Raw genomic sequence first — 23,678 nt, forward strand, 5'->3', positions numbered from 1 at the left:
AGTTCAGTCCGGTGAGCGTGTCATACCGTAGTTTCGATGCAAGACAATAGGTTTTAGCGGGCGCGGGACACCGTAGCGGGTATGGAACACGTAGACGTCGCCATTGTGGGTGGTGGCCCGGCCGGCTCGTCGGCGGCCGAGGCCGCAGCCGACCACGGGGCCGACGCCGTCCTCCTCGAAAAGGGGGTCCCCAGAGCCGACCGCGAGGGGACGGGACCGGACTCGACAGATGCCGCCGGATTGCTCGATTACTGGTTCGACATCATGGGCATTCCCCGGTCCGAGTTCCCCGAAGACGTGGTGTTGAGCGAACTCGACGGAGCGAAGTTCTATGGCCCCTCGACGGAGATGACGCTCACGGAGACCGGTATCAGTTCTAGTGCCGACAGCTTTGGCATCACGTTCCACCGCGCACGGTTCGATGACTGGCTCCGCGAACGGGCGACGGAAGCGGGCGCGGACTACCGCGTCGGCGTCAGCGTCACCGGCGTCGAGACCGACCTGCGGAGTTCGCCGCGACACACCGTCCGGCTGGCCAACGGTGAGGATATCGCCGCCGAGTACGTAATTCTCGCCGACGGCCCCCAGCGAACCGTCACCGGCGGGACGCTCGACCAGTTCCTCCCGGACGAGCAGACGATGGCCGACATCATGCCGTCGAATAAGGTCAATCACATCGCCTATCAAGAGCACCGCCGGATGCCCGAGGAACTGTTCACACCGGAGTTCATCGAGTTCTGGTGGGGAATCATGCCCGGCCACACCGCCTACCCCTGGATTTTCCCGAACGACCCGCCGGTCGCCCGCATCGGGCTGACGATGCCTATCGGGCTGGACATCGACGCGTACGACCGCAGCGAGTGGGACCTGCTCAACGCGAGCGACGACAGCATCCCACAGGGACGGCAGTACATCGAACGACTGCTCGAACGGGAGTTCCAGGCGTACGACCTCGACGACTTCCCGCTCGTCGAAGACCGCGGAAAGTCGAAGGGCACAGAGACGTACCCTATCTCCTCGACCCGGCCGATAGAATCTCCGGTGGGTGCCGGTATCGCCGTGGCCGGCGGGGCAATGGGGACCACCTCGGCGTTCCACGAGGGCGGAGACCACGTCGCTGTTCGCACTGGGACGATCGCCGGCCGCCTCGCCGCGAACGACCGCCTCGAACGCTACAACGACGCCTGGCACGACGCCATCGGCGACGAAATCCTCCGGAACGCCACCTTCGCGGACATGGTGCGAGACTGGCGACCCGACGACTGGGACCGCGCTTTTCGAACCGCCAACGACCTGATGGACGCCCGCGGCATCAAGGCCGACGCAGCGCTCCGTGGCGGTTTCAACGGCATCAAGATGGTTCTGGCTTACAAATGGGGGAAGTTCTCCTACCGTAACGGCAAGTACGTCCAGTTGCGCGAGGACGACTACGCCGTCTGAACGTCACCCTTAGGTGTCCCAGCGGCGAAGCGCATATGCGTGCCTTCAATCCCCGGCTGAGACCCGTCACCGGGACAATGACGATCCGGAGAACCCGGGCACGCGACATGACCGCGGTTCACACCGCATCTGGTCGTTGTTCAACGACCCGCCAGACGGTTGCACCGTCTGGGCGTTCGGTGATTACGCCGTAATCACCCGCGCTCGCGGCTACCGCCGCTCGCGCAATCGGTCGCCGTATCCGGCGACCCGCCCGGCACGAGGGTTTGCCGGCTGACATGGCACACCGCCGAGGATGATGCCGGACGTTAGTGTTCCGGGCGATATTCTACTGAACAGGAGCCGTGTCTGAGACGACCCGTAGTGAGCCGAACGTGGCCGGGTAGGCGTCGTTCAGATAGGTGAGCCGCCCCGCGTCGTCTAGTGTGTTGCTGCCGTCCCGGGCCGCGTTCATTGCGCGGTGACCACGCGTGGCCTGTAGTTCGTCTCTGCGGGTCTCGACGGCGTTTTGCACCCTGTTCGCTGGCACCGTGTACTGGGACCCCGGTTCCTTCCGAATATAGTCCGTGACACCTGGGAGATTGCTTCGGCCGCAATCTCTTCGCTGCCCTTCCCGGTGTAGAGGATGAACGGAAGCTTCAGTGCGTCTTCGCGACCCCGTTGGCGGAACTCCAGCCCGTTCATTTCGGGCGTCTCGTAGTCGCTGATACTACAGTCATACGTGTCCTGCGGGTGATCTGTGATGACCGCTGTGAGAACCCAGTCCCGCTTGTGTGTACAGGCCAGGCGACTAGTCACATGATTCACAAACGTGCTATACTACGGGCCTGCTGGAACAGGGGCCAGTCAGAACCCGCTGCCACTGAGGACGCCCGCGGCGGACGAGAGCTCACCACTGAACTTCACGGTGACGTACAGGCCAGTAAACAGCGTCGCGTTGTATGCGCCGTGGATGAGTGACGGGACGACGATGTTGTCCGTGTACTCGTAGGTTGCACCGAGGATGAGTGACGGAATGAGGAGGGCGCTCACCGCGACAAGTTTCCCCGTGGCCGACCCGCCACTGAGGGCGGGATAGTGAATGCCGGCAAAGATGACGCTCGCGATAGTGACGCCCGAGATCGGGCCGAAGTAGTCCCGGATACGGCCCTGAACGACGCCGCGGAACAGCAGTTCCTCGCCCGGGCCGATGAGGAGGAAGGAGGCGGGAATCAACAGGAGGAGGACATCGGGGTTTTCCATCCCAATCTCAGCCGCTTGATTGGTTGCCGTTTCGATCCCGAACAGCGAGACGAGTGTCGTGATGATGGTGGCCACTACCACGAGTCCGCCCATCGCGCTGACGTAGCCCAGCACGATGATGCCGGCCTCACGGAGACTCGGCACAGCAATGCCGATACTGAATGCATCAGTGTCTGGTGCATAAGAGAACACCTCGCGGAGCTTCGCTCTGATTACCGGTCTGAGTTTGATGTACGTGTACGCGATGACCGGACAGCCGATTCCCTGAACCGTTATCAACCCAAGGACCAGCGTCTGTACTTGCGTTATCTGTACTCCGGCGCCGAGTGAGAGCGAAAAAGCGATGATGAGAAGCAGGATCGAGCCGAACCCGAGTCCTATCACACCCAGCGAGAGCGCCGAGAAAAGCGTAAACCCGTACTGGAAGGCCTGCAGAACCGGACGGTCGCGGGTCGCCGTTGCCATACACTGCCTTGGTCGTGGCGATGTGTAAACAATTCGTTTGGTATCGGTGTCCCGACCCGTGTTCAGTCGATTCGTTCCCCGGCCGTCACTGCGGCGTCAAGCCAGTTCGACTCCGGCGGCAACGGGCAGGAAAAGGTGTCGCTGTAGGCACAGAACGGCGAGTACGCGAGGTTGAAATCCAGCGTAATCTCGTCGCCGTCGGTCAGGTCGCGGTCGGGTTCCAGTTCCATGTACCGGCCGCCGTCGTAGCTCTGTTGCCCGGTCGTCTTGTCCCGGAACGGAACAAAGAGCGTCCGTGACTCGTCGGCGGCCTGCCGAAACGCCTGTAGTTCGCGGGACTCGCCGTCGAGATCGAACGACAGCGTTGCGACGTGGAGATAGCGCACCGTCCGGTCGTCGCTCGTCTCCAGATCGACCGACTCCGGCGTCTCGTGAACGGTAACCGTCGCTTCGACCCGATAGTCGAGGTCCGGGTCGAAGTAATTGAGGCCGTCGAAGTCGTCGCGTTCCTCGGGTGGAATCGGGGATTGCCGGTGCTCTGCGAAGAAGCGGTCTTTTTCCGCCCGGTTGGCCTCCAACTGCGCTGCCCAGTCTTCGGTGTCTTCGTCCATACAGAGACAGTGGTGGCCACGCAGTTTCAGTCCGGCGACTCAGCGACAGATAGGCAATATCGTGTCGTGAGGGAGTGAGTACCTTATTATACATCTAGTTCAACTCGATAAATACATAGGGGTGTGTATGGAAGCGACGTTCTACGGTATTCTGGGGGTAGACCCAGATGCCACCGAAGAGACGATAGTCCGCGCCTACCGGGAGCAGACGAAAGCGCATCACCCGGACGTGAGTGACGACCCTGCCGCTGGAGAACGGTTTAAGCGGCTCACGCAGGCGAAGAATGTACTCACGGACACGGCCGAGCGAGAACGATACGACCGGCTTGGCCACGACGCATACGTCAGCAGATACGTCGACAGCGGCGCGGACGGAGGCACAGCCACGGGCGGTGTCAGTGACATCGCACAGCAGTACGTCGACCACCGAGTCGACGCAGAGACGGGAGGCGAGGCAACGGCGAAAGCGACACAGCGGCCCACCCAGACCCGCGGCGGAAGCACGGGCTACGGGACTGCCGCGGAGTACTACCGGCCCGGCGAGCGAGTTCGGCCGGCACAGCCCTCGGGAGTCGCGACACTGCTCAAGTCACTGCGACGTGTCGGCCCGTGGCTGTTCATCCATCTGGCACTGCTGGTCTGTACGGTCGTTGCCGCTGTACTGCTCGCAGTCGGTGGCCTCACCGGAGACCTCTCACCGGTGGTCGCCGGTGTCATGGCAGTCTCGATGGTGACCATCTCGCTCGTCGTCTCAGCGACCCATGTCCTCACACATATCTCGGGCTGACTGACACGGAGCGGTTCGCACAGCGGCGGTTTCGAGAGCCAGCAGACGAGCAACCGGCAGCACAACCACAGTCACGATAGCGGCCGGAACCAAACAGCGGTAACGAGGACGGCCAGCAGAAGATACGAGCCGCGAATCAGCAGCATCGTCGCAGTTTCAGGGTCGCCTCGCTGGGCGATAGCCGCGACCGTCCCGAAGACGACCGCAGCCGCCGCGGCACTCGGCGGGATCCCGGGTAACGCCACAGACAGCCCAACGATTCCGAGAAGGCCCGCTCCAAACAGGCCGAGCGCGAGCCGCCGAGCGCCCTGGTGGCCCAGTACGACGGCGACGGTGCGTTTCTGTATCGACCGGTCGTAGTCGTAGTCCTGTTCGTCGTCGATTATCTTGATGCCGGTCAGCAACAGGAGGAACACGGCCGCGAGCCCGACAGCACGCGGCGTCAGCGTCGTCACTTGTGCGTAGTAGCCGCCCAGCAGCGACAGCGCGATACCCATTGGGTAGCCCATCGTCGCACCGATAGGGTTCATATCCAGCTGTGGCGCGTGGGTGTAGCCGATACCCCAGGTCGGCAGCGTCAACAGCGCCGCGCCGGGACCGACCAGCAGCCAGATGGCTGCCGTACAGAGCGCAAAGCCGACGGCAGCACCGACCAGCGCCATGCGACACCCGGAGCCAGTGAGGGGATGGTCGTCGTCCTCGCCACGGACGTGGAAATCGATGTAGCCGTCCTTGACGTGGGCCGTGTAGACGGCGAAGAACATCGCACCCGCGTGGAGCGCGGCCACCGGCGGCCAGAACCCACCGGAGAGCAACCCCCCGAACAGCGAGGTCGCGAGCGGCGGCAGCATGAATACCGGGTGCACCTGCGAGGCCAGGGCACGCGCGGTCGCGAACAGACCGGTCTCGTGTCGGGCGACTGCCATACGAACCCAAGGGACGGCTGTGGCAAAAATCCCCAGCCGCGTTGTTTCGGTACTACCGCCAGTTCGACCGGTCGAGCACGAATCCCGAGATGTGTGAGGCCAGTTCTCTGGCGGCCTGTTCTGTGTCCGCGTGGAGTTCGCCGGACACCGGGCCGGCTTCGCCGCCGACACCCTCTGTCTCCGATATCGGGTCCGTCGTCGTCGGATACGGTCGCCGGGACCGGACGCGGTCCCGGAGTTCCTGAACGGTAGCGTCCGAGAGTTCGTAGGACAGATGCTGGAGGTCGTATCGAACGATGAACCCCCGCGTCGCGTCTCTGACGGCGAGGACCGGGTGGCCCCGGTCCCGACAGCGCTCCCAGATCTCGCGCTGGTGGTCCCGCGTAGCATACACCGGCACGTTCGACGGTGCGAGGTGTTCCATTGGTCGTCTGTAGGGACTGGAAGTGTATTATCCTTCGCCAGTGGCCCGCAGGCAGAAATGCCATGCAGGAAACGTTTAGGGGGAGGGCTGTGTTCACAGAAGTGCTATGGCAGATATCGAAGTCGAGAGTACCTGTGAGGAAGGATATACGGTCGAAAGTATCATCAACGGCGAGTGGGAGCTCATCGTCGACGCGCTGAGCGAGAACGGTCCGTCGCCGAACGAGGTTCTGGCCGCCGATTACGCCTCCTGTTACATCCCGGCGCTGCGCGTCGCCGCCGACAAGTACGGCCACGAAGACATCGGCAGTATCGACGTCGAAGTCGCCGCGGAACTCGACGAGGACGACGACCTGGAGTCCATCGACTTCCACGTCGAGGTCGAGGAGTCACTCGCGGACGAAGAACAGGACATCGTTGAACTCGCCGAGGACATCTGCCACGTCCACTCAGCGCTGCAGGACGAGCTACACGCGGACATCACTATCGAGTCCGGCGTCTGAGCGGACAGGAGCCGGGGTCATTCTTCACTGGTAGCAGTCCTGTCGTTACTCCGGGAACAGCAGGATGACCGAGGACGTGTTGTGATAGCCGGTGTAATCCTCGTCGGCTGAGCAGACTTCACCGTAGGTTTCGAAGCCGGCGAAGGGCGCGTCGATAGCGCTGTGAATCGTCTCGACGGCGTCGTCAAAGTCGTCGCCGAGAATCATCGCCCGACAGGCGCAATCGTAGACGAATCCACCTGCGACGTTTCCGCCGCGGAGTTCATTGGCGGCGTTGGTGGCGGCGTTCCGGACTGCGTACACTTGGTCGGATTTGTTGCTATGTGTCACCCGCACTTCCGTCCCCTCAGAGACAGCGACGGCGAAGTCAAGCGGCCCATCGGTGTCGGTTGTATGTCCCGGCCATCGGATGTTGTATCCCGTCGTCGAGATGAGTTTGCTCTCGATGAACGTCTTGATTCGTGAGGCGAGTCCGTCCGCGTCGGCATCCGGTTCCGATTCGATACCGAGTTCGTAGCGGCCGAGCAACATGACGAGGTCCTCGGATCCTGCTTCCAACTCGTCGACATCAATATCGTACGTCTCCATCGCATCCTCTCGAATCGCGTCCCGCCAGGCCTCGAACGCGGGTCTGCCGTCGAGTTCGTACACGGTGCTGCCCTCTGCTCGGGTTACCGTCATCGCCTCGGAGATCGGTTCGTGGCCGTGGTTGACGGTCACGGGAAGCGGGTCCTCTGAGGCAATGAGCGCGAGGACGACGGCGTCCGTCTCGACGCGGTCGTTCCGGAAGACGTGGGTCTGCTGTAACTGGAGGTCGTCACCTGCAGACCCGCCGACGACCGGCGTCTCCTCGTCGTCAAGGTACTGCTCGGTGAGTCGAGTGACTTTGTTTCCGATTCCGGCCATGCCGTCGTGGAGGTTGATGACCGTCCGATGCGGGTACCCCTCGACGGCGGGGTCCTCGCTGGCGGGGAGGTCGTGGACGGCTTCGAACAGACAGCGCTCGGGATCAGCGCTAAGTTCGGTCGACAGGCTGGAAAAGAACCGCATCGAGTCCGACGAGACGACACCGACTGTGACAGTTCCGTTCCCCGAACCGGATTCAGTGAACTCTCCGGAGGACGAACAGCCCACGATTTCGGTATCCGAACCGACAACACTCCGAGCACCCCACAGCACCGCCTCGTAATCGTACGTTGGAGAGCAGAAAATCTGACAGAAGTCCGGTTCGCTGGCCGAGATATCGGCCATAGCGTCCCGTATGGCGTCCATCGCTGCGGCATCGCCCGAGTCTCCCGTCGCCTGCCCTGTGCCAAACTCAGTAGTCATTGAGATGCAAGTATATCGTGGGCTAACTTAACATATTGGAACCGTTTTGAAAATAACAGGGCTGGGTAGGGCGTCACTCAAAGGCCCGGCAGTCGCTCCAGAAGCGGTACGCTTTATCGTAGATCACCACACGGAGCGGGAAACGCTCATACCGTCGGCCCGCAAACACCAGTCCATGAGTGACTCAGACTGGACCGACCGCATCGCCGGCGAGCGGATGTCGGTCGACCAGCAGTTCAACGAACAGGTCAAAGCGTCGTCGTTCTCCAGCCAGCAGTGGGGACTGGTAATGACTGCCGTCGAGTTCGAGATCGAGAACCCCGAGAACCCGGACGCCGCTCGAATCGTCGCCGATACGTCGAAACTCTCCAGTGTCATGCCGGAGATGGAACGGGTTGCCAACCAAGGGCCGATGGCCGGTCCCGGGGGCGACCAGTCCGGGAATTCGGGCGGCGGCCTCCTCTCGGGCGTCAAGGACGCGCTTGGACTGGGCGGGTCCGGTGGCGGGGACAAGCAACAGGAGGAAGAGGCAGCACGGCTCGCACAGGCGTACGCTGAGAAACTACAGGAGAAACTGGAGTCGAACGGGCGCTGGAAGTCCGTCTGCGAGCAGGCACAGGGTTAGTCGCCGCTGTGAAACAGTGTTAGCTCCTCGGCCTCGTAGATGTTGATAAGTTCCGTCACGATGTCGTCGTACGACTCGTCCTCGACGCGAAGGTCATCGAGGCGCTCTACTGTTTCGGCATCCAGTTCCACGGATGGCATATCTGAACCTTTCATTGGAACACACTTAATTCCCGCCCACAATCAAAAACAAACGCGAACAGTAGTAACAAATCAGAACCGAAAACGGTTAATGGCCGTTCTCGGTAGAAACACGACACATGCGACCACTGGGTGACTCACCGCTTGTACGGAACGACAAGACGCTCGTGCTGGCCCACGACCACGGGCTGGAACACGGCCCCAAGCAGTTCAGCGGCGTGGAGGAGCGCCTCGACCCGCGTGAGGTGTTCGAGATGGCGACCCACGACGCCGTGACGGCGCTGGCCGTCGGCAAGGGTCTCGCCGAGACGTACTACCCCAGCTACGAGGACGACGTGAACCTGCTGGCGAAGCTCAACGGCGGCTCCGACCTCTGGATGGGTGACCCGTACTCGCCACAGAACTGGTCGGTCGACTACGCCGCCGAACTGGGTGCCGACGCCATCGGGTACACTATCTACCCCGGTGTCAACCGCGAGACCGACATGTTCGAGGACTTCCGCCCGGTCCAGGAGAACGCCCGCGACCACGACCTGCCCATCGCGATGTGGTCGTACCCGCGCGGCCAGGCCATCAAGGAGCATCGGAGTCCCTCGACCATCGCCTACGCAGCCCGTATCGGCCTCGAACTCGGCGCGGACTTCACGAAGGTGAAGTACCCCCGCGACAAGGAAGCGATGGCCCACGCTGTCCGCTCGGCGGCAGACAACCGCGTCCTGCTCTCGGGCGGGTCGAAGACCTCTGACCGCGACTTCCTCGAACTCGTCGAAGACTGCATGGACGTTGGCGTCGCTGGCCTCGCGGTCGGCCGCAACGTCTGGCAGCGTGACGACCCCTACGACATTCTCGACAAGCTCGAAGGCGTCATCTTCGAGGACGCGACAGCTGACGACGTCCTGTAGGCCATGGACGAGGAGACGCGCCGAGCCGTCGCCGCGGCGGACGAGGCGTTGCCCGCCAGCGACGCGCTTCCCGACGCTATCGACACCGGCCGGGTCGTCTTTGGCTTCGACGGCTACCTCGACCGCGTCCGGGAGGTCGTCGCCGACCGCATCGACCCGGAGAGCCACGAGCGCCTCGCCACACTCGAGGGGTTTGGCGACCGTATCAACGGCTCCGTGGCCGCCGACAGCTCCCTCTCTTTCGAGTGGCTCCAGCAGGGCAGCCGGACCGGCGGCCACACCAGCCACCTCGCCCGGGCCTTCGGCGGCTGGTCGTTCGACCCCGTTATGGTCGGGATGTACGGGGAGCCGGTCCACGACGCCTTCGAGTCCGAGTTCGGCGACTACGAACTCCACTCGCTGGGCGAACCCGGCGTCACCGACGCCATCGAGTTCGACGACGGGAAGCTCATGCTGACCGAAATCGGCGACACGATGACGCTCGACTGGGCCGAACTCGACGCGGCCTTCGGCCACGACCGACTGGCCGGGGCGCTCGACGGTGCGGACCTGTTAGGGACCGGCTACTGGTCGGAGACGCCCGACCTGCCGTCGGTCTTCGACGGTCTGTGTGACCTGTGGGGCGACATCGGCGATCCGCCGGAGACGGTGCTGGTCGACCCCGGCGACGTGCGCAAACTCGACGCCGACCGCCTGCGAGCCGGGCGGGAAGCCATCGGTCGGCTGGACGAGGTGACGGACGTGGTAGTCACCTCGAACCGGGCCGAGACGGGCGTCCTCGCGGACGCCTACGCCGGCGACGCCGAGCGCTCGTTCGCCGAGGACGCCGAGGCGGTGTACGAGGCGCTCTCGCCGACCTGGTTCGTCGGCCACGGCGTCGAGCGGTCGGTCGTCGTCACTGCGGACAGCACCGACAGCGTGGCTGTTCCCGCGGTTTCGGACCCAGAGCTGACGACCAGTTCCGGCGACCACTTCAACGCCGGACTGGGGCTTGCCCGCATTGCCGGCCTCCCGCCCGCTGCCGCAGTCGTCGTCGGCAACGCCGTCGCCGGCTACTTCGTCCGGACCGCCGACCAGCCGTCGCTGGCCGAGGTACGGGCGTTCGTCGACGACTATCTGGAGAAGTTCTGAGCGGTCTGCTACTCTTTCGCGGAAAACAGTCGCTACAGCCGCCGCACCGTCACGCCGTCCCGGAGCGAGTCGACGTCGTCCAGGTCGGGGACGGCCGTGCCGGCCCGCTGGACGACCTGCGCGGAGACGGCGACGCCGGTCCGGAGCGCCGTCTCGTCGTCAGCGCCGGCCTCCCAGGCGCTCAGGACCCCCGAGAGGAGCGCGTCGCCGGCCCCGACGGTGTCGACGACATCGACGTCCAGCGCCTCGGCGTACAGCCGGCCGGCGTCGCCGACCAGAACCGCGCCGTCCCCACCGAGTGAGGCCAGCACGCGGTCGAAGCCACGCTCCCGGAACGCCCCCGCCGCGTCCGCACACCCCTCGACGGTGGAGACGTCGGCCCCGGTCGCGTCGCCGAGTTCGGCGCGGTTCGGCTTGCAGAGGCCGTACTGGGCCTCCAGTTCCCGGAGGACATCGCCACCGGTGTCAACGATGGTCTCCCAGTCACCGCCGGCCGCGATGCGGTCGATGGCTTTGGGGGACAGCCCCGGCGGCAGGCTCCCACCGACGAGCACGCGGTCGGGGGCTTGCGCTCGCACCTGTTCGAGCAGCGAGTCGACGACCGACGCCTCGACGGCTGGTCCGGCCTGGTTCAGTTTGTATTCTTCAGCGGCCGCGATGGCGGTGGTGTTGAGCCGGGTCGTCCCGTCCACGTCGACGAAGGCTGTCTCGACGCCGTCCTCCCGTAGCGTCTCCCGGATGAACGAGCCGGTGAACCCGCCCAGCAGTCCCGTCGCGACACAGGGTCTGTCCATCGCGGTGAGCAGTTGGGCGGCGTTGATGCCCTTCCCGCCGGCGTCGAACTGTGCGCTGTCGGCCCGCATAACCCGATCTGGAGCCATCTGTTCCTCGAACTGGACCGTCTGGTCGACTGCGGGGTTGTAGGTGACGGTGACAATCATGTGCTGACCTCCTCAACGGCCACGTCGGCGTCCGCGAGTGCGGTAGCGAGCGCTCCCGACGGGCTGGCGTCGGTGACCAGCAGGTCGACCTGGTCCAGATCGGCGAAGCTGACGAAACTCCGGTCGCCGAACTTCGACGCGTCGGCGACCAGCACGACCCTGCGGGCGCGCTCGACCATCAGTTCCTTGACGGCCGCTTCGTCCTCGTTGGGCGTCGACAGCCCGGCGGCGCTGTCGAGGGCGTTCGTCCCCAGGAACAGTATGTCGAAGTTCATCCGCGCTATGGCGCGTTCGGCCATCGGGCCGACGAGCGCGCGGGTCCGCGGTCGGAGGCTCCCCCCGGTGAGTTTGGCGTCGACGTCTCGTTCGGCCACTTCGGTTGCGAGCTGGGGCATATTGGTCGCCGCGACGTAGTCAGTGTCCGGAATCGCGCGAGCGACCTCCATCGTCGTCGAGCCCGCATCGAAACAGACCACCTGCCCTTCGCGGACCTCCTGTGCGGCTCGCTCGCCGATGGCCTGTTTCTCGGCGTAGTGGTCGACCTCACGCTGGCCATACGGTCGCTCAGTCCCAGCGGAGGACGCCGGCACCGCGCCGCCGTGGGACCGCTCGATTCGGCCTTGTGACTCCAAATCCCGGAGGTCCCGACGGATAGTGGCCTTCGAGAACTCCAGTTCCGCGGCCAGCTCCGACACTGAACAGCCGTCTCGCTCTGTCACCAACTGGACGATAGTGCGCTTTCGCTCGGCCGGGAGCATTCTTTCGGCCGTGATTGTTTCGCTTCGGTTTTACCTCTTTCTATCGGGCCGTGCTTGTTTCTGCCCAGATAGAACGCGAGAAAACTGCTTACAGTTCGTCGATAACCGCGGCGGTCACGTCCTCAGTGGACGCGTCACCGCCCAGATCCGGCGTTCGAGGGCCCGAGTCGAGCACGGACTCGACAGCCGTTCGAACTGCATCGCCCTGCTCGTCGTAGCCGAGGTGGTCGAGCAACATCGCGGCGGAGAGAATCATCGCTGACGGGTTGGCAATGCCCTCGCCAGCGATGTCCGGCGCGGAGCCGTGAACCGGCTCGAACAGCGCGTTGTCCTCGCCGACATTGGCCGACGGCAGCAGACCGAGGCCGCCAACGAGGCCCGCCGCGAGGTCCGACAGCATGTCCCCGGCGAGGTTCGGACAGATGACGACGCCGTAGTCCTGTGGGTTCATCACCAGATGCATCGCAAGCGCGTCCATGAGCGCGGTGTCGTAGGACGCCCCTCGGTCGTCGCCGACCGCCGACGCCGAATCGAGGAACAGCCCGTCAGTGGTGCGCATGACGTTGGCCTTGTGGGCAATCGTCACGTCGTCGTAGCCGTTCTGCTTCGCGTAACTGAACCCGTATTCGGCGATTTTCTCGGATGCGTCCTCAGTGATGACTCGCGTGCAGGTGGTGACGCCTTCGGAGATCTCGCTCTCGATGCCCTTGTAGACGCCCTCGGTGTTCTCCCGGATGAACACGATGTCGGTGTCAGGCTGGACGGCGTCGAGGCCGGGGTATGAGCGGGCTGGGCGGACGTTGGCGAACGAGCCAACGACCTGCCGGAGGGGCAGAATGACATCGGCCGCCGTCTCGCCGGCCGCGCCGAACAGCGTCGCGTCGGCGTCAGCCGCCAGGTCTCGCGTCTCTTGCGGCAGCGCCTCGCCGGTTGCTTCCTTCACTGCGTCGCCGGCCTCGCCCTCGACAAAGTCGAAGTCGACGGCATCGATGGCCTCCAGCACTTCGACCGCGGCGGGTGTGACCTCCTGTCCGATTCCGTCGCCGGGAATAACGGCTATCTCGTGTGTCATGGCGGGAGGGACGTAGCCGGCCGGTGAAAGTGATTCGGTTCCGACCGTCTCCCGCGAACTGCCGGTGCATCACATGCGAGTGACCGGGTTCGCGGTATCGGCGCGGCAGCGAAGAAAACGGCGGACAGTGGACACGCTCAGGGGAGTGGCACGGGTAACCAGCGGACGACGTGAGCGTGTGGAGGGCCGAAGCGAATCAGAGGTGATCGCTGGCGACCCGTGCGCAACTGTTCGTAGCAATGGTAACTATGTATGTTCTATCTCAATACTACGAAAACAGTTGATACTATCTATACTATCAATACAATTGGTGCTACTGGTGTACTCCATGGACTGAGACAGACGAACGGAGCCGGCTACGAATACGATCTGCGTAATTGTCTCCCGGCTATCGGTACAGCATCGCCTGCGCGACCTTCTCGCCGCGGTAGTAGCCGGGTGCGGTGGCAACCGTCGCTGTCTTCATCTCGCCTTCGGCGGTCACCACGCGGTACTCCTTTTCCGGAACCGAGATGTCCTCACGCATCAGCCGCTGGAACCGCTTTCTAGCCGCGTCCCGCTCGTCGGGGTGGAGAAAGTCACTCGCCTTCTTCCCGGCAATCTCTGTGAAGGAATCCGCATCGAGAAATGCGACGGCCGCCTCGTTAGCGTACAGAGCTTCCCAGTTATCACCAAAGAGAAGAATCGGGATCGGCGCAGTGTCGACGAGGTTGTGGTACCTGTCCTCCGTTCGCTGGACTACAGCCTCAGCCCGTGCGCTCCGAACCGCGTTCCTGATCCGGTTTGCCAGCACGGTGTACTGCTCCGTCCCGGCCTCTTTCTGGAGGTAGTCAGTGACGCCGGCGGAAATCGCCTGGCTCGCGATTTCCTCCGATCCCTTGCCGGTGAACAGGAGAAACGGGAGTCCGGGGTAGTCGTCTCTGACCAGTTCTAAGAAGTCCAGTCCGTTCTTTCGCGGCATATCGTAGTCACTGACGACGCAATCGACTCGGGCGTCCTGAAGCACTGTCAGCGCGTCGTCGACGCTCGTCGCGGTCTCAACAGAGAACGCGTCGTCTTCCCGTTCGAGGAACTCCGAGACAATCTTGGCGAAGCCGGGGTCGTCGTCAACGTGGAGTACTCTGATGTTATCTATCGAAAAGTGATTCATGTGGGCATCGCCCAACTGTATTTTGGTATCGTGTGAAACCACGAAAGCGTTGGGTTGTATTTTAGATGTTAGGACAATCGAGACAGCATAAGCTCAGAGTTTGTGTCGGAACGCGTGGAGGACGTTTTCCCCGGTCTCGGTCAGTTCCACCTGCTTCGTCCGGCCGACATCGTTGACCTCAATGTAGCCGTCTTCGACAAGCGGGTCGACGACGTTGGCGTTCAACAGCGCGAACTTCGCCTTCTCGTTTGCCGGGTCCGCGTCGTCGATGAACGACAGCCGGGCGTCCTCGGCGAATCCGATAAGGTCCGATTTCTTTGCCGTGTACTTGTCTGTATTTGTCCGCTTGAGATAGTCCAGCACCGCGACCTGGTCACGGGAAATGGCTTCGATGGGGTACGAGGGGAGGACCTCCGCGCGCTCCATGCCACGAGTAAGTGGCTCCGCTGAAATCGGTGGGATGTGTTCTTCTGGGTGAACGTAGTAGGCCGTCGCTGCTGTGGCCATACATGCGATTGCGCTCCCGATGGCTGCCACCTTGGGCCCTGTAGAGACGTTGACGCGCACGATGTCCTCGGGATGGTCGGCGGTCAGCGTCGTGACCTCGGCCAGCACATCATAGAGATCGTGTAACTCTGTTCGGCGCAGTTCAACGCTGACACCGTCGGCGTCCAGCTCTTCGACAAGTGCTTGCTGATACGGCGTCAACCGTGACAGCTCCGGCGTCGCCGTGAGGAGGTATACGTCGTCGGCGTTGTGCTGGTGAATCGGCTCGGTAACCCGGTCGCGTTCGTGCCCCAGTGGTGCGATGTGTATCTCCCGAATCTGGTCCATGCGGGAAGAACGCGCCCCGCACAGCTATTGGTCTTCCCATCTCCGAGACAGAAAACCCGTTCCCCGAACCGAGGTCGCAGAGCGACCTCGCGTTAATCGTCCGCTTCTGCGAACCGGACGCCTACGCCTTGGACACACGAAGCGGTCCTCTGGCGCTCACGGCGTCGCCGTTCGCGCAAACCGAGGTCGCAGAGCGACCTCACGTTAATCGTCCGCTTCGAGACCCGACCGCGTCTGGTCGAGGTACGGCAACTGCGAGGCGGTCTCTTCGATAGCGTTCCTGTTGGCCTTCATCAGCGCCGTCGTGTCCCAGTTGCCCTCGACGAGAGCCTCACGCTGGGCACGGTCGACACTGACGTTGATCTCGTTGTCGCCGTAGGTGACTGTCTCCGCCCGCACGTCGACCTCGATCTTGCCGTCGGGGTTGTCATCAACCCACTGCTGGAGCGCATTGATCGTCTCGTGGTCGGCCGTCACCGTCGGGATACCGAGCGCAAGACAGTTCCCAGCGAAAATCTCGGCGAAGCCCTCGCCGATGATCGCGTCGATCCCCCAGCGCATCAGCGCCTGTGGCGCGTGTTCGCGTGAGGAACCACAGCCGAAGTTGTTGTTGACGACCATCACGTTCGAGTCCTGGAACTGCTCCTCGTTGAACGGGTGGTCCTTCTCGTTGTCCTCGTCGTCGAACCGCAGGTCGAAGAAGGCAAACTCGCCCAGTCCGTCGAAGGTGACGACCTTCATGAACCGCGCGGGGATGATCTGGTCCGTGTCGATATCGTTCCCGCGGATGGGGATGCCAGTCCCCTCGACGTAGTCGACCTCGGGGATGTCCTCGGTCGCGTCGCTCATACGAGGCTCACCTCCTTCAGGTCGCGCACGTCAGACACTTGGCCGGTGATGGCTGCAGCAGCCACCATCCGGGGGTTCATTAGGACGGTCCGACCGTCCTTGCTCCCCTGCCGGCCGACGAAGTTCCGGTTCGAGGAGGAGGCACACGCCTCGTCGCCTTCCAGTTGGTCCTCGTTCATGCCGAGACACATCGAACAGCCGGCGTTGCGCCACTCGAAGCCGGCTTCCTCGAAGATGTCCTTGAGCCCTTCTTCCTCGGCGGCGCGCTGAACGCGCTGGCTGCCGGGGACGACGAACGCGCGCACATCGTCGTCGACCTGTCGGCCCTTGACGATGCGGGCCGCACGTCGGAGGTCCGGCATCCGAGCGTTCGTACACGAACCCAGGAAGGCCACGTCAATGTCGTAGCCCTCCATCGTCTCGCCGGGCTCGACGCGCATGTGCTCCTGAGCGCGGCGGGCGGTGTCGACCTTGTCGTCGGCCAGGTCCTCGGGGGCCGGAATCGGGTCGTCGATGCCGATGCCCTGTCCGGGCGTGGTCCCCCACGTCACGACGGGGTCCAGTTCGCTGGCGTCGATTTCGACGACATCGTCGTACTCGGCGTCCTCGTCCGAGCGGATGGACTCCCAGTAGGGCTTGAGTTCCTCGAACTTCTCGGGGTTCTCCTGGAAGTAGTCCGTCTCTTCGAGCCACTCGTAGGTGGTCTCGTCGGGGTTGACATAGCCCGCGCGAGCGCCGCCCTCGATGGACATGTTACAGATGGACATCCGGCCCTCCATGTCGAGGTTCTCGATGGTCTCGCCGGCGTACTCGTAGACGTAGCCGACGCCGCCTTCAGTCCCGAGCCGGCGGATGATTTCGAGGATGATGTCCTTGGCCTCGACACCCTCGTCGAGTTCACCGGTAACCTCGATCTTGCGGACCTTCTGTTTCTCCATCGCGATGGTCTGGGTGGCCAGCACGTCCCGGATCTGGCTGGTCCCGATACCGAACGCGAGCGCGCCAAAGGCGCCGTGGGTGGAGGTGTGGCTGTCGCCACAGACGATGGTCTTGCCGGGCTGGGTGATGCCCTGCTCCGGGCCGATGACGTGGACGATGCCCTGATCGCCCGTCGTCGGGTCGGAGAACTGGATGCCGGCGTCACGGACGTTCTCTTCGAGTTCCGACATCATCGTCTCGGCCGCATCGTCGGCGTAGGGCCGGTCCTGATTGGCAGTCGGCACAATGTGGTCGACCGTCGCGTGGGTCAGGTCCGGGCGTGCGACTTCGAGGCCGCGCTCTTTGAGCATCCCGAAGGCCTGCGGGCTAGTGACCTCATGAATGAGGTGCAGCCCGACGAACAACTGGTCCTGGCCGTTCGGCAGGGTCGTGACTTTGTGCTGGTCCCACACCTTGTCGTACAGTGTGTTCTCACTCATACTGTCTCGTCCCGCCCTTCAGTTCCCCGCTCGTACGCCCGGGTGACACCCTCGTCAGGTGCTTCGTGGTCGATGTCCTCCATCGTCTCGTCAGTCTCCTCCTCGGCGTCGCGTTCGCCGCCGTCGGCGGCCACGACCGGGCCGCGGCGGAACACCGCGCCGAAGGTTCCGTTCGTCTGGGGGTGCGTGTGCTCAATGTTCCCCATGGTCGTGCGCGATTCGTTCTGTTCGCCGTCCGTCTGATCTGTGCGTTCGTTAGTCATCTGCTGGAGCTTCTGTCTTCTCTGCGTCGGCGTCCTCACCCCACGCGAACAGGTCGCGCAGGTTCTCGCCGACGGCTTCGATCTGGTGGTTCTGTTCGGCGTCGCGATACTGCTTGTAGGCGGGTCGGTTGGCCTGGTTCTCGTTGATCCACTCGCGAGCGAACTCGCCGTTCTGGACCTCTTCGAGAATTTTCTCCATGCCCTCGCGGTCGATGACTTCCTCGCCGCGAGTCAGGCCGCCGTACTCGGCGGTGTCGGAGACGGAGTTCCACATGCCCATGTGGCCGCCCTCGTACATGAGGTCGACAATGAGCTTGAGTTCGTTCAGGCACTCGAAGTAGGCCATCTCCGGCGCGTAGCCGGCGTCGACCAGCGTCTCGAAGCCGGCCTTGACCATCTCGGTGACGCCGCCACAGAGGACGGCCTGCTCGCCGAAGAGGTCCGTTTCGACCTCCTCCTGGAAGGTCGTCTCGATGACGCCAGCGCGGGTACAGCCGATGCCCTTTGCGTAGGCCAGCGACTCCTGCTTGGCGTTGCCGGTCGCGTCCTGATACACCGCGATGAGACCCGGCGTCCCCTCGCCACGCTCGTAGGTCCGGCGCACGAGGTGGCCGGGGGACTTCGGCGCGACCATCGTCACGTCCACGTCCTCGGGCGGCTCTATCTGGCCGTAGTGGATGTTGAAGCCGTGGGCGAACTGGAGCGTGTCGCCGGCGTCGAGTTCGTGCTCGATGGCCTCGTAGACGGCCGGCTGAATCGTGTCGGGGACGAGCATCACGACGCGGTCCGCCTCGCCGGCGGCCACGTCGGGCGTCTCAACACGCAGGCCGGCGTCCTCGGCGTCGGCCCAGGAAGACGAATCCTCGCGGAGGCCGACGATTACGTCCACGCCGGACTCGTGGAGGTTCAGCGCGTGGGCGTGGCCCTGCGACCCGTAGCCCAGCACGGCTACGGTCTCGTCGTCGATAGTCGATACGTCAGCGTCCTCGTCGTAGTAGACTGTTGTGGTAAGTTCGTCAGACATCTTTCTCTAATGTTTTCGGGCCGCGTTCCAGTGCGGCGGCCCCGGTTCGCACGATCTCCTGCACATCGAACTGCTTGAACGCCTCGATGGCGGCGTCAATCTTCTGCTTGCTTCCCGTAATCTCGACGGTGACCGAATCGGTCGACGCGTCGACGGCCTGCCCGTCGTACATGTCGGCGACGGCGTTGACGTCGTCGGGCTTCTCGCCGCTGACTTTCACCAGTGCGAGCTCCCGACGGACGGCCTCGCCTTCGAGTTCTCTGACCGAGATGACAGGCACGAGCTTCCGAAGTTGCTTTTTCGCCTGATCGATCCCCGGTTCCGGCTCCTCGATGAGGATCGTCATCCGGGCTGTGTCCTCGTCGACTGTTGGCCCGACGGTGAGACTTTCGATGTTGAACTGCCGGCGGCTGAACAGCGCCGACACCTCCGACAGCACGCCCGGTCTGTGCTTGACCAGCGCGGACAGCACCGCCTGGCGCGGTTCGTGTGTCACTTCGGCCTCGGGGTCGACGCGGATTCCCTGTGTGTTGCGTCGGCCCTTCGGGCGCATCCGTTCGTCCGGCGCTGGGCCTGGCATTCCTCCAGTCATTGTTAGAGCATCTCCAGATGGTCTTCGTTGAGCGCGAACAGGCCGTTGTCACCGCCGCTTGGGACCATCGGGAAGACGTTCTCCCCGGGGTCGATGTGGGCGTCGATGACGCTCGGGCCGTCGTAGTCGCGTGCTTCCTGTATCGTCTCCTCGACGTTCTCGTAGGATTCGAGCGTGAACCCGCGTGCGCCGAAGGCCTCGGCGAGCTTGTCGAACTGTGGGATCCACGGGTACTCCGAGGCCATCCGGCGACCCTCGTAGAAGCCGTCCTGCCACTGGCGGACCATCCCGACCGCCTCGTTGTTGAGGACGACGTAGGTGATGTCCAGTTGCTCGCGGACGGCGACCGACAGTCCCTGAACGGTCATCAGGAACGAGCCGTCGCCGTCGAAGCAGACGACCTCCTGGTCCGGGGCGGCCAGTTTCGCGCCGATAGCGGCGGGCACGCCGTACCCCATCGTCCCGAGACCGTGGGAAGACACCCACGTCCGGGGCTCGGTGTACTCCCAGAACTGGGAGGCCCACATCTGGTGCTGACCGACGCCGGTACAGACGATGGTGTCGTCCGGTGTCACGTCCGAGAACCGCTCGACGACGTACTGTGGCTTCAACGGCTCGTCGTCGGGCGTGTCGTAGTCCATCGGGTACTCCGACTTCCACGCCTGGCACTGGTCGCGCCACTCGTCGGCGTCCGGTGCACGCGGCATCGCGTCGAACAGCTGCCGCAACACGTTCCGGGCGTCCCCGATGAGCGGGTAATCAGCGTAGACGTTCTTGCTGATTTCGGCTGGGTCAATGTCGACGTGGATAACCTCCGCGTCGGGGGCGAAGGAGTCGACGCCGCCGGTCAGGCGGTCGTCAAAGCGCGTCCCGATAGCCAGCATGCAATCGGTGTTGGTGATTGCCATGTTGGCGTAGCCGGTCCCGTGCATCCCGGCCCACTCAAGCGAGAGTTCGTGGTCCTCGGGGAAGCTCCCGATGCCGGGCATCGTCGTGATGACCGGAATCTCGTACTCCTTTGCGAACTCCCGGAGTGCGCTTGAGGCGTTCGCCTTGATGACGCCGCCGCCCGAGAGGATGACCGGGCGGTCGGCTTCGGCCAGCGCTTCGGCGGCCTCCTGAACGTTTTCGTCGTCCGCTTCCTCAGGCACCTCGTAGGTCTCTGGTGTCTCGGGGGCACCGGGTTCGACCTCGGTTTCGCCCTGGGTCACGTCCTTCGGCAGGTCGACCAGCGTCGGCCCCTGTCGGCCGGCGTCGGCGAGGGCAAACGCCTCGCTGACATTGTCCCCGACGGTGTCGGAGTCGGCGGCGAAGTAGCTCTCCTTCGTGATCGGCTGGGTGATGCCGACCGTGTCCGTCTCCTGGAAGGCGTCGTTGCCGACGAACTCCGTCGGGACCTGCCCGGTCAGTGCGATGACCGGATCTGAGTCCATGTTGGCGTCAGCGATGCCGGTCACGAGGTTCGTCGCCCCGGGACCGGACGTGGCGAAACAGACGCCGGGGTCGCCGGTGACGATGCCGTACGCGTCCGCCGCGTGTGAGGCCCCCTGTTCGTGGGCCATGGTGACGTGGTTGATGTCGGAGTCGTACAGCGCGTCGTAGACGGGCATGATCGCGCCGCCCTGAACGCCGAAGACGTAGTCGGTCCCGGCGTTTTCAAGCGCACGAATGACCGATTGTGCGCCCGTTGTGACCGGCTCCGGTTCAGTTTCTGGCTCCGTTTCGTCCTCTTCCTTGGGGACGGATGCGCGTTCGCTCATCGTGTCAGCCCTCCGTCTGTTCGTGTTCGGGGTCGATACCGCGGTGATGTGTGTGCTGCGTGCATGACTGATGACTCTGTGGTGGTATGACGAATCGATTCGGCCGGGGGTGAAAAGGTAAAGAGAGGGGCTATAGTGCCCCTACAATACGCACGCCGAGAATAGCGGTCGCGGTGCTGGCGGGGGTTCGAACCTGTTTTCCAGCAGCCGCGGTCATCACACCCGAATGCAGTTCGTCCCGAATAATAAACGTTCTGTGATAGCTGTTGGCGGACAGCGACTCGAAACCGGGTACTCACCGGTGGCTGCTCACTCGTAGTGACGGCCGGAAGCGAAGGCATGGGCCTACGCCCGGACCTCCTCGCTCTCCTCGGTCACGCCGATCTCCTCGGCGAACCGTTCAAGCACCGACATGGTGACCTGCTCCTCCGCGCCGTACTCCTTGACGCGGCGGGTCACTTCTCGGACCTCCGCCTCGGTCGGGTCGTATCCGGCGTCGACGAGCCGTTCCCGGACCGAGTGCGCCCCGGTGTGCTTGCCGAGCACGAGTTCGCGTGTGGCCCCGACCATTTCGGGAGTCATGACGCCCGGCTCGAACGTGTCGGAGTTCTCGATGACACCGGCGGCGTGGATGCCGCTCTCGTGGGAGAAGGCGTTGCGCCCGACGACGGGCTTGTTCGCCGGCACCCCGATGTCGGATTTCTCCTCGACGATCCGCGACAGCTCCGTGATGCGGGTGGTGTCGATTCCGGTGTCGACGTCGTACAGCGATTCAAGCGCCATCACGACCTCTTCGTAGGCCGCGTTGCCGGCGCGTTCGCCGATGCCGTTGACCGACACCTGCGCCTGGCTGGCCCCGGCCTCGAAGCCGGAGATGGCGTTGGCCGACGCCAGCCCGAAGTCGTCGTGCGTGTGCACGTCGATGTAGGCGTCGGTGCAGTCGTCGACGATCTCGATGAGGTCGTAGAACCGCCGCGGCGTGGCGACCCCACACGTGTCCGGAATGTTGATCCAGTCCGCCCCCGCCGCGGACGTGGCCTCGATGACGTCGACGAGGAAATCCTCGTCAGTTCTCGTGGCGTCCATCGGCGAGAACATGCATTCGACGCCCGCATCCTTGATCATCTCGACACAGTCGACAGCGGTGTCGAGCGCCTCTTGACGGGTCGCGTGCATGGAATCCTGCAACTGTACATCCGACGTCGAGACGAAGGTGTGGACCATGTCCACACCCGAATCCAAGGCCGCCTCGATGTCTTTCTCGACCACACGCGCCAGTCCGCAGGTCGTCACTCGCGTGGACTCGGCGATGTCCCGAACTGCCTCGAACTCCGCGTCGGAGTTGACGGGGAACCCGGCCTCGATGACGTGGGTGCCCATCTCGTCGAGCAGCGCGGCTATCTCGCGTTTGTCCTCGTAGTTGAACGACGTACGTGGTGACTGCTCACCATCGCGCAGCGTGGTGTCGAAAATCCGTGCGTCTGTAATCTCAGACGTGGAATCCAGTGTGCCCTGGAAGAACTCGATCCGCCGGAGATTCCGACGTGCCCTCGTTGTTGGACATAAGCACCCGTAACTGGATGCTTCCACTATTTATACTTGTCCATAAGACGGTGGCACGTCCACACGGCACACAGCTACAGGCCGGGTATTGCAGCCAGTGCGACTGCCGCGCGTCAGACAGGTGGGGAGGATTTTTGCTCTATCCGCCCATGGATGTGGCTATGAGTGATTTCGAGGGCCTGGACCTGCAGGCCGTGGAGGACCAGATGGACGAGGACCGTGACGGGGCCGGCAGCAACCGCGTCGTGCTTGGAGTCCTTGATGGGTCAGAACCGCCCGAACAGTGGATTCAGACAATCGAGAGTGGGTCAGTGCTGGTTCTCAACGTCGATGGCGACCTGAACGAGCTTGCCGCCGGATTCGCCCGCCCTGTCCGAGAGGCCGGCGGGGAACTGATGCACTTCCGTGGGTTCCTGATTGTGACGCCACCGGGAGTCAGCATCGACTCCGAGCGCCTGGATTGAGCGGTAGAGCGGCCTGTATCCGCCGCGGCCCTGTCGCAGATAATACGTTTCTGTGGGGCATTCGCCGAAACCGCAGCGTAGCGGTTTTGATCGACGCCGTCACAGTTAGCACGACCGCTCAGGGGGAGAGCAGTCGCTGCAACAGTCCGTTCCACGCTCGAATGCCGTGGTTCCACGCTTGCCAGTAGGTGTCGAAGAACCGGGACGCTCCACAGTCAGTGTGGCTCGGTCTGGTCGCAATCTGAGCGTGGCACTCCGGGCAGCGGTAGTGCGTGCCGGCGGCGCGCTCGACCACGATCCAGTCACCGTCGTATCTGCTCTGGTGCCCACAGTCCGGACAGAACAGCGTCGCCTTCGCAGGGACACTGTGTTCAGCCCGGGAGTTAGTTGGGGACATCCTCACTTAGACGGTGGCTATCGACACGAAAAGAACCTGCCTATGAGGGGTCTATACGGCTACTAGTAC

The 23,678-nt window shown here is 63.6% G+C and carries 26 protein-coding genes and 1 pseudogene; 7 read left to right on the top strand and 20 right to left on the bottom strand.

All coding sequences use genetic code 11. From position 1 onward, the window contains the following. Window positions 1-81 precede the first annotated feature (81 nt). Window positions 82-1,440 (top strand): NAD(P)/FAD-dependent oxidoreductase, encoded by a 1,359-nt coding sequence (locus tag AMS69_RS12500; protein ID WP_053968411.1) that lies wholly within the window; start codon window positions 82-84, stop codon window positions 1,438-1,440. A gap of 367 nt (window positions 1,441-1,807) precedes the next feature. Here the strand turns inward: AMS69_RS12500 and AMS69_RS21220 are convergent. The 3 genes and pseudogenes from AMS69_RS21220 to AMS69_RS12515 all read right to left on the bottom strand — a co-directional run. Further along, window positions 1,808-2,187: pseudogene (locus AMS69_RS21220) on the bottom strand (response regulator); the annotation flags it as partial. 99 nt (window positions 2,188-2,286) lie between these two features. Beyond that, complete coding sequence (locus AMS69_RS12510; protein ID WP_053968413.1) at window positions 2,287-3,147, bottom strand: CPBP family intramembrane glutamic endopeptidase; 861 nt, start codon at window positions 3,145-3,147, stop codon at window positions 2,287-2,289. A gap of 62 nt (window positions 3,148-3,209) precedes the next feature. Next, window positions 3,210-3,758, bottom strand: coding sequence for a DUF1684 domain-containing protein (locus AMS69_RS12515; protein WP_053968414.1), 549 nt, complete (start codon window positions 3,756-3,758; stop codon window positions 3,210-3,212). 127 nt (window positions 3,759-3,885) lie between these two features. On the opposite strand from AMS69_RS12515, the gene AMS69_RS12520 reads away from it, so the two are divergent. Further along, complete coding sequence (locus AMS69_RS12520) at window positions 3,886-4,545, top strand: DnaJ domain-containing protein (protein ID WP_053968415.1); 660 nt, start codon at window positions 3,886-3,888, stop codon at window positions 4,543-4,545. Window positions 4,546-4,616: 71 nt separating this feature from the next. Here AMS69_RS12520 and AMS69_RS12525 read toward each other — a convergent pair whose 3' ends face one another. Next, window positions 4,617-5,471, bottom strand: coding sequence for a UbiA family prenyltransferase (locus tag AMS69_RS12525; protein WP_053968416.1), 855 nt, complete (start codon window positions 5,469-5,471; stop codon window positions 4,617-4,619). 52 nt (window positions 5,472-5,523) lie between these two features. After that, window positions 5,524-5,895, bottom strand: a complete 372-nt coding sequence (locus AMS69_RS12530) for a hypothetical protein (protein WP_053968417.1) — start codon at window positions 5,893-5,895, stop codon at window positions 5,524-5,526. Between the two features lie 106 nt (window positions 5,896-6,001). On the opposite strand from AMS69_RS12530, the gene AMS69_RS12535 reads away from it, so the two are divergent. Beyond that, window positions 6,002-6,397 carry an OsmC family protein gene (locus AMS69_RS12535; RefSeq protein WP_053968418.1) on the top strand — a complete coding sequence of 132 codons (396 nt, stop codon included), beginning with the start codon at window positions 6,002-6,004 and terminating at the stop codon, window positions 6,395-6,397. Window positions 6,398-6,442: 45 nt separating this feature from the next. Here the strand turns inward: AMS69_RS12535 and AMS69_RS12540 are convergent, their stop codons facing one another. Then, window positions 6,443-7,726, bottom strand: a complete 1,284-nt coding sequence (locus tag AMS69_RS12540; RefSeq protein ID WP_053968419.1) for an FIST signal transduction protein — start codon at window positions 7,724-7,726, stop codon at window positions 6,443-6,445. Window positions 7,727-7,901: 175 nt separating this feature from the next. On the opposite strand from AMS69_RS12540, the gene AMS69_RS12545 reads away from it, so the two are divergent. Beyond that, window positions 7,902-8,351 (top strand): DUF5799 family protein, encoded by a 450-nt coding sequence (locus tag AMS69_RS12545; RefSeq protein WP_053968420.1) that lies wholly within the window; start codon window positions 7,902-7,904, stop codon window positions 8,349-8,351. Here AMS69_RS12545 and AMS69_RS20655 read toward each other — a convergent pair. Beyond that, window positions 8,348-8,491 carry a DUF7557 family protein gene (locus AMS69_RS20655; protein ID WP_170083691.1) on the bottom strand — a complete coding sequence of 48 codons (144 nt, stop codon included), beginning with the start codon at window positions 8,489-8,491 and terminating at the stop codon, window positions 8,348-8,350. The genes AMS69_RS12545 and AMS69_RS20655 overlap by 4 nt on opposite strands. 119 nt (window positions 8,492-8,610) lie before the next feature. Here AMS69_RS20655 and AMS69_RS12550 point away from each other — a divergent pair, with 119 nt between their 5' ends. Together AMS69_RS12550 and AMS69_RS12555 are read left to right on the top strand one after the other, a co-directional pair. Then, window positions 8,611-9,393, top strand: a complete 783-nt coding sequence (locus tag AMS69_RS12550) for a class I fructose-bisphosphate aldolase (RefSeq protein WP_053968421.1) — start codon at window positions 8,611-8,613, stop codon at window positions 9,391-9,393. Window positions 9,394-9,396: 3 nt separating this feature from the next. Continuing rightward, entirely contained in the window at window positions 9,397-10,524 is a 1,128-nt protein-coding gene (locus AMS69_RS12555; RefSeq protein WP_053968422.1) for a hypothetical protein, read from the top strand. 32 nt (window positions 10,525-10,556) lie between these two features. Here the strand turns inward: AMS69_RS12555 and pfkB are convergent, their stop codons facing one another. The 12 genes from pfkB to AMS69_RS12615 form a co-directional block, all read right to left on the bottom strand. Next, a complete protein-coding gene (gene pfkB / locus AMS69_RS12560) occupies window positions 10,557-11,465 on the bottom strand; it encodes a 1-phosphofructokinase (RefSeq protein WP_053968423.1) in 909 nt (302 codons plus the stop codon). After that, window positions 11,462-12,223, bottom strand: a complete 762-nt coding sequence (gene glpR / locus AMS69_RS12565) for an HTH-type transcriptional regulator GlpR (protein ID WP_053968424.1) — start codon at window positions 12,221-12,223, stop codon at window positions 11,462-11,464. The genes pfkB and glpR overlap by 4 nt, the downstream gene beginning before the upstream one ends. Window positions 12,224-12,311: 88 nt before the next feature. Beyond that, window positions 12,312-13,295 (bottom strand): isocitrate/isopropylmalate dehydrogenase family protein, encoded by a 984-nt coding sequence (locus AMS69_RS12570; RefSeq protein WP_053968425.1) that lies wholly within the window; start codon window positions 13,293-13,295, stop codon window positions 12,312-12,314. A 388-nt stretch (window positions 13,296-13,683) separates the two neighbouring features. After that, window positions 13,684-14,445 (bottom strand): response regulator, encoded by a 762-nt coding sequence (locus AMS69_RS12575; RefSeq protein WP_053968426.1) that lies wholly within the window; start codon window positions 14,443-14,445, stop codon window positions 13,684-13,686. A 93-nt stretch (window positions 14,446-14,538) separates the two neighbouring features. Beyond that, the gene (locus tag AMS69_RS12580) at window positions 14,539-15,279 is read right to left on the bottom strand and encodes an HFX_2341 family transcriptional regulator domain-containing protein (protein WP_053968427.1); all 741 of its coding nucleotides are present in this window, start codon (window positions 15,277-15,279) and stop codon (window positions 14,539-14,541) included. 204 nt (window positions 15,280-15,483) lie between these two features. Next, window positions 15,484-16,128: a 3-isopropylmalate dehydratase small subunit gene (gene leuD / locus AMS69_RS12585; RefSeq protein ID WP_053968428.1), complete on the bottom strand. Its 645-nt coding sequence runs from the start codon at window positions 16,126-16,128 to the stop codon at window positions 15,484-15,486. Further along, window positions 16,125-17,546 (bottom strand): 3-isopropylmalate dehydratase large subunit, encoded by a 1,422-nt coding sequence (leuC, locus tag AMS69_RS12590; RefSeq protein WP_053968429.1) that lies wholly within the window; start codon window positions 17,544-17,546, stop codon window positions 16,125-16,127. Before leuC ends, leuD begins: the two co-directional genes overlap by 4 nt. Continuing rightward, window positions 17,543-17,809, bottom strand: a complete 267-nt coding sequence (locus AMS69_RS12595) for a hypothetical protein (RefSeq protein WP_004515608.1) — start codon at window positions 17,807-17,809, stop codon at window positions 17,543-17,545. Before AMS69_RS12595 ends, leuC begins: the two co-directional genes overlap by 4 nt. After that, entirely contained in the window at window positions 17,802-18,833 is a 1,032-nt protein-coding gene (ilvC, locus tag AMS69_RS12600; protein WP_053968430.1) for a ketol-acid reductoisomerase, read from the bottom strand. Before ilvC ends, AMS69_RS12595 begins: the two co-directional genes overlap by 8 nt. Continuing rightward, the gene (gene ilvN, locus AMS69_RS12605) at window positions 18,826-19,413 is read right to left on the bottom strand and encodes an acetolactate synthase small subunit (protein ID WP_053968868.1); all 588 of its coding nucleotides are present in this window, start codon (window positions 19,411-19,413) and stop codon (window positions 18,826-18,828) included. Before ilvN ends, ilvC begins: the two co-directional genes overlap by 8 nt. 14 nt (window positions 19,414-19,427) lie before the next feature. Then, window positions 19,428-21,185 carry a biosynthetic-type acetolactate synthase large subunit gene (gene ilvB, locus AMS69_RS12610; protein WP_053968431.1) on the bottom strand — a complete coding sequence of 586 codons (1,758 nt, stop codon included), beginning with the start codon at window positions 21,183-21,185 and terminating at the stop codon, window positions 19,428-19,430. A 345-nt stretch (window positions 21,186-21,530) separates the two neighbouring features. Continuing rightward, on the bottom strand, window positions 21,531-22,775 hold the full coding sequence (locus AMS69_RS12615; protein WP_053968432.1) for a LeuA family protein: 1,245 nt from the start codon (window positions 22,773-22,775) through the stop codon (window positions 21,531-21,533). 134 nt (window positions 22,776-22,909) lie between these two features. Here AMS69_RS12615 and AMS69_RS12620 point away from each other — a divergent pair, with 134 nt between their 5' ends. Next, entirely contained in the window at window positions 22,910-23,212 is a 303-nt protein-coding gene (locus tag AMS69_RS12620) for a DUF5779 family protein (RefSeq protein WP_053968433.1), read from the top strand. 118 nt (window positions 23,213-23,330) lie between these two features. Here AMS69_RS12620 and AMS69_RS12625 read toward each other — a convergent pair whose 3' ends face one another. Then, the gene (locus AMS69_RS12625) at window positions 23,331-23,609 is read right to left on the bottom strand and encodes a hypothetical protein (protein WP_053968434.1); all 279 of its coding nucleotides are present in this window, start codon (window positions 23,607-23,609) and stop codon (window positions 23,331-23,333) included. Window positions 23,610-23,678: the final 69 nt, after the last annotated feature.

Source organism: Haloarcula rubripromontorii (assembly GCF_001280425.1).
GTDB lineage: Archaea > Halobacteriota > Halobacteria > Halobacteriales > Haloarculaceae > Haloarcula > Haloarcula rubripromontorii.

Excerpts from the sequence above, each read along its gene's own strand:
- AMS69_RS12500 (WP_053968411.1), top strand. The coding sequence starts at position 82 with ATGGAACACGTAGACGTCGCCATTGTGGGTGGTGGCCCGGCCGGCTCG.
- AMS69_RS12510 (WP_053968413.1), bottom strand. The coding sequence starts at position 3,147 with ATGGCAACGGCGACCCGCGACCGTCCGGTTCTGCAGGCCTTCCAGTAC.
- AMS69_RS12515 (WP_053968414.1), bottom strand. The coding sequence starts at position 3,758 with ATGGACGAAGACACCGAAGACTGGGCAGCGCAGTTGGAGGCCAACCGG.
- AMS69_RS12520 (WP_053968415.1), top strand. The coding sequence starts at position 3,886 with ATGGAAGCGACGTTCTACGGTATTCTGGGGGTAGACCCAGATGCCACC.
- AMS69_RS12525 (WP_053968416.1), bottom strand. The coding sequence starts at position 5,471 with ATGGCAGTCGCCCGACACGAGACCGGTCTGTTCGCGACCGCGCGTGCC.
- AMS69_RS12530 (WP_053968417.1), bottom strand. The coding sequence starts at position 5,895 with ATGGAACACCTCGCACCGTCGAACGTGCCGGTGTATGCTACGCGGGAC.
- AMS69_RS12535 (WP_053968418.1), top strand. The coding sequence starts at position 6,002 with ATGGCAGATATCGAAGTCGAGAGTACCTGTGAGGAAGGATATACGGTC.
- AMS69_RS12540 (WP_053968419.1), bottom strand. The coding sequence starts at position 7,726 with ATGACTACTGAGTTTGGCACAGGGCAGGCGACGGGAGACTCGGGCGAT.
- AMS69_RS12545 (WP_053968420.1), top strand. The coding sequence starts at position 7,902 with ATGAGTGACTCAGACTGGACCGACCGCATCGCCGGCGAGCGGATGTCG.
- AMS69_RS20655 (WP_170083691.1), bottom strand. The coding sequence starts at position 8,491 with ATGCCATCCGTGGAACTGGATGCCGAAACAGTAGAGCGCCTCGATGAC.
- AMS69_RS12550 (WP_053968421.1), top strand. The coding sequence starts at position 8,611 with ATGCGACCACTGGGTGACTCACCGCTTGTACGGAACGACAAGACGCTC.
- AMS69_RS12555 (WP_053968422.1), top strand. The coding sequence starts at position 9,397 with ATGGACGAGGAGACGCGCCGAGCCGTCGCCGCGGCGGACGAGGCGTTG.
- pfkB (WP_053968423.1), bottom strand. The coding sequence starts at position 11,465 with ATGATTGTCACCGTCACCTACAACCCCGCAGTCGACCAGACGGTCCAG.
- glpR (WP_053968424.1), bottom strand. The coding sequence starts at position 12,223 with ATGCTCCCGGCCGAGCGAAAGCGCACTATCGTCCAGTTGGTGACAGAG.
- AMS69_RS12570 (WP_053968425.1), bottom strand. The coding sequence starts at position 13,295 with ATGACACACGAGATAGCCGTTATTCCCGGCGACGGAATCGGACAGGAG.
- AMS69_RS12575 (WP_053968426.1), bottom strand. The coding sequence starts at position 14,445 with ATGAATCACTTTTCGATAGATAACATCAGAGTACTCCACGTTGACGAC.
- AMS69_RS12580 (WP_053968427.1), bottom strand. The coding sequence starts at position 15,279 with ATGGACCAGATTCGGGAGATACACATCGCACCACTGGGGCACGAACGC.
- leuD (WP_053968428.1), bottom strand. The coding sequence starts at position 16,128 with ATGAGCGACGCGACCGAGGACATCCCCGAGGTCGACTACGTCGAGGGG.
- leuC (WP_053968429.1), bottom strand. The coding sequence starts at position 17,546 with ATGAGTGAGAACACACTGTACGACAAGGTGTGGGACCAGCACAAAGTC.
- AMS69_RS12595 (WP_004515608.1), bottom strand. The coding sequence starts at position 17,809 with ATGACTAACGAACGCACAGATCAGACGGACGGCGAACAGAACGAATCG.
- ilvC (WP_053968430.1), bottom strand. The coding sequence starts at position 18,833 with ATGTCTGACGAACTTACCACAACAGTCTACTACGACGAGGACGCTGAC.
- ilvN (WP_053968868.1), bottom strand. The coding sequence starts at position 19,413 with ATGCCAGGCCCAGCGCCGGACGAACGGATGCGCCCGAAGGGCCGACGC.
- ilvB (WP_053968431.1), bottom strand. The coding sequence starts at position 21,185 with ATGAGCGAACGCGCATCCGTCCCCAAGGAAGAGGACGAAACGGAGCCA.
- AMS69_RS12620 (WP_053968433.1), top strand. The coding sequence starts at position 22,910 with ATGAGTGATTTCGAGGGCCTGGACCTGCAGGCCGTGGAGGACCAGATG.
- AMS69_RS12625 (WP_053968434.1), bottom strand. The coding sequence starts at position 23,609 with ATGTCCCCAACTAACTCCCGGGCTGAACACAGTGTCCCTGCGAAGGCG.